Genomic DNA, 9,320 nt, shown 5'->3' on the forward strand with positions numbered 1-9,320 from the left:
GCAGGCGTCCGGACGGGCGGAAGGGCCCGGACGCGCGGGTGGCGTCCGGGCCCTTCGGTGCGGCGGTGCGTCAGCCGATGACGGCCTGGGCGTCGATCTCGACCAGCATCGGCTCCTGCGGCAGCTCGACGAAGACGGTGGTGCGGCACGGCTTCACGCCGCCGGGCTCGATGTTCTCCTCGATGAACTCGGCGTAGACCTCGTTCATCAGCGGGAAGTCGGCGCGCTTGGTGAGGTAGACGCGGAACATCACCACGTCCTCGATGGTGGCGCCGCCGGCCTCGACGATGGCCTTGACGTTCTCCAGGGTGCGGCGGGTCTGCGCCTTCACGTCGCCGTGGTGCAGGTACTCGCCGGTGTCCGGGTCCTGCGGGCCCTGGCCGGAGACCTGGAGGATCGGGCCCTTGCGGACGCCCTGGGAGAACATCCAGGCGGGGGCGGGGGCGCCGTCGGTGCGGATCTCGGCCTTCTCGCCGATCCGGGGCTGCTCGGAGGACATGGGGCTCCTTGGTGTCTTCGACGTTTCGTCAGTTGTGGTCGGGGCGGCCGCAGTCGGCCGACACGGCGCGGGTGGTGGCGAGCAGCTGCGGGAGCAGGTCCAGCACCTGCTCGTACGGCAGGACCACGTCGGGGACGGAGATCGACGCGGCGGCGACCACGCGGCCGCTGGCGTCCCGGACGGGCGCGGCCACGCAGTTGATGAAGGCCTCGTGTTCGGCGTGGTCCTGTGCCCAGCCCTGGACGGCGACCTTCTCCAGCTCGGCGAGCAGCGCCTCGGGGGTGGTCAGGGTGCGTTCGGTGTGCGGGGTGAAGTCGATCCCGGCCACCACCCGGCGCCGTTCGGGCAGCGGCAGGTCGGCCAGCAGCACCTTGGAGACGGCGGCGCTGTGCAGGGCGGCGCGCAGGCCGATCCGGGAGTACATCCGCACCGGATGGCGGGAGTCGAACTTGTCGATGTAGACCACCTCGCCGCCCTCGTACGCGGCCAGGTGCACGGTCTGACCGGTGGTGGCGTTCAGCTCGGCCAGGTGCGGGGCGGCGATCCGGCGCACGCCGCGCTGCTCCAGGGCCAGGCCGGAGAGCGCGAAGAGGCCGGCGCCCAGGTGGTAGCGGTAGGTCGCGTCGCGATAGACGAATCGTTCCTCTTCGAGGCTCTGGAGCAGTCGGAGCACGGTGGTCTTGTGGACGCCGAGTACCTCGGCGAGCTGGTCGAGGGAGCGCTCGCCCTCGCCGAGCTCGGCGAGGATGCGCAGGGCGCGGGTGACGGTCTGACTCATCGTGCTCCGCTTCGAGGGCTGGGGTTCCTGCTCATTGTGCCCGGGCCCGGTCGGCGGACGGGGCCCGGTCGGCCGGGCGCACGCGGCCGGTGGGCAGGGTCGGGCCGGTGATGCCCTCCGCGGTGACCCGGGTCGCGGCCCACTCGGCGGGGGAGGCGTCGAGCAGGGCGGCCACCACGGCGGCGTCCGGCAGCTCGGCCTGGTCGCCGTGGGCAGTCAGCGCGCAGGCGGCGCTCAGGTGGCCGAGCCGCAGCCGGCGCCGCTGGTCCAGGCCCCGGACGGTGCCGGCCAGGTAACCGGCCGCGAAGGCGTCGCCCGCGCCGGTGGCCTCGACCACCTCGACCGCAAGGGCCGGCTCGGTGACCGCCGTACCGTCCCGGTCCAGAGCGGTCACCTGCCTGGCGGCGTCCTTGACCACGACGGTGGCCGGGGCGGGGAAGCGGCGGCGCAGGGTGGCCGGGTCGCCGGTGCCGAAGGCGGCCTCGGCCTCGTCGGCGCCGAGCAGCAGGAGGTCGGCGGTGTCCAGCAGGGCTGGCAGCACGGCCGGGTCGCGGTCGTGCCAGAGCGAGGGGCGCCAGTTGAGGTCGAAGCTGACGAGCCGGTCCGGTCGGCGGTCGGCGAGCAGGGCGCGCAGCAGGGCCAGGCAGCCGTCGGAGAGTGCGGCGGTGATGCCGGACAGGTGCAGCAGCCGGGCGCCGGACAGCAGTGCGGCGGCGGCCGGGTCGGCGAGCAGGTCGGGGGAGAGCGCGGCGGCCGCGGAGCCGCGCCGGTGGTAGTGCAGCCGACTGCGGCCGGGGCCGAGGTCGTGGCGGTCCCCGGTGGCGCCGCCGACCTCCTTGAGGTAGAGGCCGGTCGGGCGGTGCGGGTCGACCGCGACCGCCGAGACGTCCACGCCGCGGGCGGCGACCTCGGCGAGCAGCCGGCGGCCGAAGCCGTCGTCGCCGACCCGGCTGATCCAGGCGGTCGGCACGCCGTGGGCGGCCAGCGCGCCCGCCACGTTGGACTCCGCGCCGCCGACGGAGAGCCGGAAGCTCTCCACCGACTCCAGCGGCCCCGGGCGGTCCGGCAGCAGGACGGCCATCGACTCGCCCACGCACACGGCCGTCGGGGGAGGGCCGGGGCGGGTCGGGCCCTGGGTGTCCTGTCGCGGCATGTGCGGGGCTCCTCGTCTGCGGCCGTTCCGTCGAGAGCGGGCCCACCGGGCCGGCACCGTTGCGCATGAGCGTTTGCGCACGAGCCGACCCCGTTGACCGGGAGTCAGGTCCGTTGACCGTGATCCGGCGCCGATGCTAGAACCGTGTTGCCAGCATGTGCAACCCACGTTGCACATGTTGCAACCTGTGCGGATGGAGGGACACGGTGATGGAGCAGACCTTCGCAAGCAGTGGCACCGGGCCGGGCATCGCCCGCGGCGCGGTGGCCGCCCTGGCCGACGAGCCGCTCGACTGGCGGTTCAAAGCCGCTCCACCGCAGTCGTGGGGCCGCAGCACCCGGGAGTGGCTCGCCACCGGCCCCACCCTCTCCTCGCTCGGCACCCCGCTGCTCACCCTCGACGGCGCCGCCCTCGACCACAACGTCCGCACCATGGCCGACTGGTGCGCCAAGGCCGGCGTCGCGCTCGCCCCGCACGGCAAGACCACCATGGCGCCCACCCTCTGGCAGGCACAGCTCGACGCCGGCAGCCACGGCATCACCCTCGCCAACCTGCCCCAGGTGCGGGTCGCCCGGGCCTTCGGGGTCCGGCGCATCCTGCTCGCCAACACCCTGCTCGACCCGGCCGGACTGGCCTGGCTCTCCGACGAACTCGCCGCCGACCCGGACTTCGCCTTCCTCTCCTGGGTCGACTCCGCCGAGAGCGTGCGGCTGATGGACGAGGCGCTGCGCGCCGCCGGGGCCGAACGGCCGGTCGAGGTGCTGGTCGAACTCGGCGGCCCCGGCGGGCGGACCGGCGCCCGCGGCGTGGACGCCGCCGTCGAGGTCGCCGCCGCCGTGCTGCGCGCCCCCACCCTGCGCCTGGCCGGCGTCGGCGGGTACGAGGGCGCGCTCGCGCACGACGCCTCGGCCGAGGCGCTGGCCTCCGTCCGCGGCTACCTGCGGGCGCTCGGTGACCTGCACGGCCGGCTGGCGAGCGCCTACCCGGACGGCACCCGGCCGGTGGTCTCGGCCGGCGGCAGCGCCTACTTCGACCTGGTGGCCGAGGAGCTGGCGAACCTGCCGGAGGCGTTCGTGGTGCTGCGCTCGGGTGCGTACATCGCCCACGACGACGGCTTCTACCGGGGCATCTCGCCGCTTGCCCGGGACGGCGGACAGACGCCGTTCCGGGGCGCGCTGCACGGCTGGGCCCGGGTGGTCTCCCGGCCCGAGCCGCAGCTCGCGCTGCTGGACGCGGGCAAGCGCGACCTGCCCTTCGACGAGGGCCTTCCCGAGCCGCAACAGGTGCGCGGCGGAGCAGAGTTGACCGGAACGGCGGCCCGGATCACCGCGCTCAACGACCAGCACGCCTTCCTGCGCGACGCGGGTGACCTGGCGCCGATCGGCGCCGTGCTGCGGCTGGGCGTCTCGCACCCGTGCACGGCCTTCGACAAGTGGACGGCGATCCCGGTGCTGGACTCCGCGGGCGCGGCCGAGCCGAAGGTCACCGGCCTGGTCAGGACGTTCTTCTGATGCCCGGGGGGAGAACGGTCTTCAAGGGGGCGACGGTCGTCGACGGCACGGGCGCGGAGCGCTACCGGGCGGACGTCCGGATCGCCGACGGCCTGATCGCCGAGATCGGCGAGGGCCTCGACGCGCCCGAGGCGGTGGACGCCGACGGGCTGGTGCTGACCCCCGGCTTCATCGACATGCACGCCCACTCCGACCTCGCCCTGCTGCTCGAACCCGAGCACCCCGCCAAGGTCACCCAGGGCGTCACCTGTGAGGTCCTCGGCCAGGACGGCCTGTCCTACGCCCCGGTGGACGACGTCACGCTGCCCGCACTGCGCCGCCAACTCGCGGGCTGGAACGGCAATCCGGGCGACTTCGCCTGGGACTGGCGGGACGTCGCCGGCTACCTGGACCGGATCGACCGCACCGGTGTCGCCGTCAACGCCTGTTACCTCGTCCCGCACGGCACGCTGCGGATGCTCGCCATGGGCTGGGACAACCGTCCGCCCACCCCGGCCGAACTCGACCGGATGCGGCAGGTGCTGGCGAGGAGCCTGCTGGACGGCGCGGTCGGCATGTCCAGCGGCCTCAGCTACACCCCCGGGATGTACGCGGACACCGCCGAGCTGGTCGAGCTGTGCACCGTCGTCGCGGCCTACGGCGGCTTCCACGCGCCGCACCAACGCTCGTACGGTGCGGGGGCGTTGGAGGGATACGCGGAGATGGTGGAGATCGCCCGGCAGAGCGGCTGCGCGCTGCACCTGACCCACGCCACGATGAACTTCGGCGTCAACCGGGGCCGGGCCGGCGAGCTGCTGGAGCTTCTCGACCGGGCGCTCGCCGACGGCGTCGACCTCACCCTGGACAGCTACCCCTACCTGCCCGGCTCCACCACCCTGGCCGCCCTGCTGCCGAGTTGGGCCACCGAGGGAGGCCCGGCCGCGACGCTGGCGCGGCTCGCCGACCCCGCGCAGTGCGCGAAGATCCGGTACGAGGTGGAGGAGAAGGGCAGCGACGGCTGCCACGGCGTGGTCACCGACTGGGCGACGATCCAGATCTCGGGTGTCCGCTCGGCCCCGCTCGCCGGGACGGTCGGCCGTACCGTCGCCGAGCTGGCCGTCGAGGAGCAGCGGACCGGCACCGAGGTGTTCCTGGACCTGCTGCGCCGGGACGAGCTGGCCACCACGATCCTCCAGCACGTGGGGCACGAGGAGAACGTCCGGGCGATCATGCGCCACCGCGCGCACACCGTCGGCAGCGACGGACTGCTGGTCGGCGCCCGGCCGCACCCGCGGGCCTGGGGCACCTTCCCGCGCTACCTCGGCCACTACAGCCGGGAGTTGGGTGTGCTGACGCTGGAGGAGACGATCGCCCGGATGACCGGCCGCCCCGCCGCCCGGCTGGGGCTGGACCGGCGCGGCCGGATCGCCCCCGGTCACCACGCCGACCTGGTGCTCCTCGACCCCGAGAAGGTCCGGGACGCCGCCACCTTCGAGCACCCCCGGCTGCCCGCCGAGGGCATCGAGTACGTGTACGTCAACGGCACCGCCGTCGTCCGGCAGGGTCGCACCACCGGCGCCCGGTCCGGGCGCGCCCTGCGCCGAACCGACCGAGGAACCCTGGCCCCATGACCGAGCTCTCCGCCACGACCGATCTCTCCGTCCTGCGCGACGAACCGGTGATCGCGGTGGTCCGCGCCCCCCGGATCCCGGACGCCGCCGCGCTCTGCGCCGCACTCGCCGAGGGTGGCATCAACCTGACCGAATTCACCTACACCACACCGGATGTGACGCGGCATCTGCTCAGGGCCTCGAAGTCCGGCCGGCGGGTCGGGGTCGGGACGGTGCTGACCGCCGAGCAGGCACGGCGCGCAGTCGAGGCGGGGGCCTCCTTCCTGGTCACCCCCGGCTGCCGTCCCGAGGTCGCCGAGACGGCGGCCGCCGCCGGGGTGCCGGTGGTGCTCGGGGCGCTCACCCCGACCGAGGTGGCACACGCGGTGGACCTCGGCGCCGCCGCCGTCAAGATCTTCCCGGCCCGGGCGTTCGGCCCCGGCTACTTCAAGGACCTGCGCGGCCCGTACCCCGACGTGCCGCTGGTGGCCTCCGGCGGGGTGAACGCGGGCAACGCCGCCGCGTTCCTCGCGCACGGTGCGCTCGCGGTCTGCGCGGGGACGGACGTGGTGCCGCCGGACGTGGTCGCGGCGGGGGACTGGGCGGAGATCACCCGGCGGGCCCGGTTGTTCACGGCGGCCTGTGCGGGGCAGGCCCCGTAGGGACCGGCACTGCGGCGCCGCGGGTGCGGCCTCCGCCGAGAAGCGCGGGTGCGGGCTCCGTGAAGAAGGCGGCGGCGGGGCGAGGTGGGCTGTCAGGGCGGCCGGGATTGGACGAGAATCGGGGGCATCCGGCTCGGCCCCGGCCGAGCCCGTCCCGGCCCAGCCCCGCCCGGACAGGCCCGGGCCTCCGGACCCCGGCAGGAGGAACCGCCCATGACCTCGACCCGCCCCGGCCCCGACTGGCTCGACGACGCCGTGCTGTACCAGATCTACCCGCAGACCTTCGCCGACTCCGACGGCGACGGCATCGGCGACTTCGCCGGCATCGCCGAGCACCTGGACCACCTCGCCTGGCTCGGTGTCGACACCGTCTGGCTCAACCCCTGCTTCGCCTCGCCGTTCCGCGACGCCGGGTACGACGTCACCGACTACCTCACCCCCGCCCCGCGCTACGGCAGCACCGGGGACCTGGCGGCCCTGGTCGAGGCCGCCCACCGCAAGGGCATCCGGGTCCTGCTGGACCTGGTGGCCGGGCACACCTCCGACCGCCATCCCTGGTTCCTGGCCTCCGCCGAGGACCCGTCCGACCACCGGTACATCTGGTCCGACACCGCGGTGGACGGCTTCGTCGCCTCGCCCGGCAACCGCCCCGGCTGGTACCGGCCGAACTTCTTCGACTTCCAGCCGGCGCTCAACTTCGGCTACGCGCGTGGCAGTTCGGAAGAGCCCTGGCGGCAGGCGGTGGACGCGGAGGGCCCGCGCGCCAATCGGGCGGCACTGCGCGCGATCATGGCGCACTGGCTCGCCCTCGGGGTGTCCGGCTTCCGGGTGGACATGGCGTACTCGCTGGTCAAGGACGATCCGGGCAAGGTGGAGACCGCCAAGCTCTGGACCGAGCTGCGCGACTGGCTGGACCGCACCCACCCCGAGGCCGTCCTGCTCGCCGAGTGGGGCGACCCGGCGGCGGCCGTCGCGGCCGGCTTCCACGCCGACTTCTTCCTGCACTTCGGCGGCGAGGACCACGGCCTGGCGCTGCGCTCGCTCTGGAACAACAACGGCGGGACGGTCGAGGAGTTCTGGCACCAGGAGGCCTGCTACTTCGAGGCCGAGGGCCGGGGCGCTCCGCAGCCCTTCCTGGACGCCTGGCGCTCCGCCGCCGAACTCACCGAGGGCAGCGGGCACATCGTGCTGCCCACGGCCAACCACGACTTCTCCCGCCTGGCCACCGGCCCGCGCACCGCGGAACAACTCGCCCCCGCCTTCGCCTTCCTGCTCACCTGGCCGACCCTCCCGGCCGTCTACTACGGCGACGAGATCGGCATGCGCTACCTGCCGGGCCTGCCCGACATCGAGGGCAGCGTGCTCGGCCCGCGGTTCAACCGGGCCGGCTCGCGCACCCCGATGCAGTGGACGCCCGGCCCCACCGCTGGTTTCTCCAGCGCCCCGCCCGAGCGGCTGTACCTGCCGGTGGACCCGGACCTGCACCGCCCGGACGTGCTCTCCCAGCGCGCCGACCCGACCTCGCTGTTGCACACCGTCCGGCGGCTCGTCGCGCTGCGCCGGGCGCACCCCGGGCTGGGTGCGGTCGGCGAGGTGGAGGTCCGGAACGCCGGCTACCCGCTGGTGTACACCCGGGCCGGGCGGTACCTGGTGGCGGTCAACCCGCGCCGGGAGCCGGCGGTGGTACGACTCGCGGGCCTGCCGGAGGGTGTCCGGCGGGCGCAGGGCGTCCGGCCGCTGGAGGTGCAGGGCGTACGGGTGGCGGACGGCGAGCTGCGGGCGGACGGGTTCTCGTACGGGGTGTTCGATCTGGGCTGACGGCCGGTCCGGTCGAAGCCGGGCCGCCGGCCGATGGGGCCCGGCTTTCGATCGATGTCGAATGGTTGTAAGCTACATCGATAGAAGGTTGCATTGACCATCCATATTGGTTGCATTTCGCATCTTCTTTGATCGTGGAGAGACACCACCGGAGGACGGTACGAACACCATGAGCACACCCCGGAACCCTGCCGCGGAGCCCACCCTGGGGCACTCGCTCAAGCACCTGGCCACCCACCTGATCACCCCGCTGCTGATGTGCCTGGGCATGGCGCTCGCCTACCAGAGCGCGTTCCACCAGCCCGAGCCGCACCACCTCAAGGTGGCCGTGGTCGGCACCACGCCGCAGGCGCAGGGCCTGGCGCAGGCGATCCAGGGCAAGGCCGGGGACGCGCTCGACGTCCGCACCGTGGACGACCGGGCCGCCGCCGAGCAGCAGCTGCGCGACCGGGACCTCGTGGGCGCCTTCGTCCCGGACGCCAAGAGCCCCGAGCTGATCGTCGCCAAGGGGAACTCGGACACCTCGGTGGTGGCCGCCACGGAGGTGTTCACCAACGTCACCGACCGGCAGGGCGTGCCGCTGCACGTCACCGACCTGACCACCCCGGCCGAGGGCGACCCGACCGGGCAGGGCCTGTTCTTCCTGCTGGTCGCGCTGAGCATCGGCTCCTACGCCAGCGTCGCGGCGATCGGTGCCGCCGGCGTGGCGCTGAGCCTGAGGGTGCGGGCGCTGGTCGGGGTGGCGGTCTCGCTGGTGGTCAGCGTGATCGGGATCGTCACCGCCGGGCCGGTCTTCCATGTGGTCGACCACGACCACGCCGCGGTCTGGGCGCTCGGCTGGCTCTACTCGGCGGGCATCGTGCTGATCGGCATCGGCCTGCACAGCTTCCTGAAGAAGTGGACCACGCTGGCCCTGATGGTGCTGTTCGTGATGCTGAACTTCACCTCCTCCGGCGGCATCTACCGGCCCGAGCTGCAGAACGGGTTCTTCGGCGGCCTGCACGGCTTCTGGACCGGCGCCGGCTTCCTGGAGGGCGCGCGCAGCGTCATGTACTTCGACGGCGGAGCGGGCCTCGGCGGGCACGTCGTGACCCTGCTGGTCTGGCTGCTGCTCGGCGGGGTGGCCCTGGTGGCCGCGGCGGTGTACGAGGGCCGCGGGCGCCGCCCGGTGGAGACGCCGCAGGAGGCCGAGGAGGAGACGGAGGAGGCGGTCGCGGTCTGACCGCACCCCTCGGAGAGGCTCCACCCGGTGCCACGGGCATCGGCACCGGGTTGGGGAACGGCGGCCCGCGCCCGGCTCTGGACAAGCC

General features: G+C 74.0%; 8 protein-coding genes. 5 read left to right on the forward strand and 3 right to left on the reverse strand.

What is annotated here, in order from left to right; all coding sequences use genetic code 11:
* Window positions 1-70 precede the first annotated feature (70 nt).
* From ACFU7Y_RS32770 to ACFU7Y_RS32780, 3 genes are read right to left on the reverse strand one after another with little or no spacing between them, the layout of a single operon-like run.
* A complete protein-coding gene (locus tag ACFU7Y_RS32770; RefSeq protein ID WP_380770554.1) occupies window positions 71-499 on the reverse strand; it encodes a RidA family protein in 429 nt (142 codons plus the stop codon).
* A 28-nt stretch (window positions 500-527) separates the two neighbouring features.
* Complete coding sequence (locus ACFU7Y_RS32775; protein WP_224283450.1) at window positions 528-1,277, reverse strand: IclR family transcriptional regulator; 750 nt, start codon at window positions 1,275-1,277, stop codon at window positions 528-530.
* Between the two features lie 31 nt (window positions 1,278-1,308).
* Complete coding sequence (locus ACFU7Y_RS32780) at window positions 1,309-2,430, reverse strand: sugar kinase (protein WP_380770555.1); 1,122 nt, start codon at window positions 2,428-2,430, stop codon at window positions 1,309-1,311.
* A gap of 209 nt (window positions 2,431-2,639) precedes the next feature.
* Here ACFU7Y_RS32780 and ACFU7Y_RS32785 point away from each other — a divergent pair, with 209 nt between their 5' ends.
* The 5 genes from ACFU7Y_RS32785 (at window position 2,640) to ACFU7Y_RS32805 (ending at window position 9,232) form a co-directional block, all read left to right on the forward strand.
* Window positions 2,640-3,941, forward strand: a complete 1,302-nt coding sequence (locus tag ACFU7Y_RS32785; RefSeq protein WP_380770556.1) for an amino acid deaminase — start codon at window positions 2,640-2,642, stop codon at window positions 3,939-3,941.
* Complete coding sequence (locus ACFU7Y_RS32790) at window positions 3,941-5,551, forward strand: amidohydrolase family protein (protein ID WP_380770557.1); 1,611 nt, start codon at window positions 3,941-3,943, stop codon at window positions 5,549-5,551. Before ACFU7Y_RS32785 ends, ACFU7Y_RS32790 begins: the two co-directional genes overlap by 1 nt.
* Window positions 5,548-6,192, forward strand: coding sequence for a bifunctional 4-hydroxy-2-oxoglutarate aldolase/2-dehydro-3-deoxy-phosphogluconate aldolase (locus ACFU7Y_RS32795; RefSeq protein ID WP_380770558.1), 645 nt, complete (start codon window positions 5,548-5,550; stop codon window positions 6,190-6,192). Before ACFU7Y_RS32790 ends, ACFU7Y_RS32795 begins: the two co-directional genes overlap by 4 nt.
* 213 nt (window positions 6,193-6,405) lie before the next feature.
* Window positions 6,406-8,010, forward strand: a complete 1,605-nt coding sequence (locus tag ACFU7Y_RS32800) for an alpha-amylase family glycosyl hydrolase (protein WP_380770559.1) — start codon at window positions 6,406-6,408, stop codon at window positions 8,008-8,010.
* A gap of 169 nt (window positions 8,011-8,179) precedes the next feature.
* Complete coding sequence (locus ACFU7Y_RS32805; RefSeq protein ID WP_380770560.1) at window positions 8,180-9,232, forward strand: hypothetical protein; 1,053 nt, start codon at window positions 8,180-8,182, stop codon at window positions 9,230-9,232.
* The last annotated feature ends 88 nt before the right edge of the window (window positions 9,233-9,320 follow it).

Origin of the sequence: Kitasatospora sp. NPDC057542 (assembly GCF_042801945.1) — a bacterium.
GTDB lineage: Bacteria > Actinomycetota > Actinomycetes > Streptomycetales > Streptomycetaceae > Kitasatospora.

What these genes read in the sequence shown, in the direction of transcription:
- ACFU7Y_RS32770 (WP_380770554.1), bottom strand. Translation starts at nt 499, where the DNA reads ATGTCCTCCGAGCAGCCCCGGATCGGCGAGAAGGCCGAGATCCGCACC.
- ACFU7Y_RS32775 (WP_224283450.1), bottom strand. Translation starts at nt 1,277, where the DNA reads ATGAGTCAGACCGTCACCCGCGCCCTGCGCATCCTCGCCGAGCTCGGC.
- ACFU7Y_RS32780 (WP_380770555.1), bottom strand. Translation starts at nt 2,430, where the DNA reads ATGCCGCGACAGGACACCCAGGGCCCGACCCGCCCCGGCCCTCCCCCG.
- ACFU7Y_RS32785 (WP_380770556.1), top strand. Translation starts at nt 2,640, where the DNA reads ATGGAGCAGACCTTCGCAAGCAGTGGCACCGGGCCGGGCATCGCCCGC.
- ACFU7Y_RS32790 (WP_380770557.1), top strand. Translation starts at nt 3,941, where the DNA reads ATGCCCGGGGGGAGAACGGTCTTCAAGGGGGCGACGGTCGTCGACGGC.
- ACFU7Y_RS32795 (WP_380770558.1), top strand. Translation starts at nt 5,548, where the DNA reads ATGACCGAGCTCTCCGCCACGACCGATCTCTCCGTCCTGCGCGACGAA.
- ACFU7Y_RS32800 (WP_380770559.1), top strand. Translation starts at nt 6,406, where the DNA reads ATGACCTCGACCCGCCCCGGCCCCGACTGGCTCGACGACGCCGTGCTG.
- ACFU7Y_RS32805 (WP_380770560.1), top strand. Translation starts at nt 8,180, where the DNA reads ATGAGCACACCCCGGAACCCTGCCGCGGAGCCCACCCTGGGGCACTCG.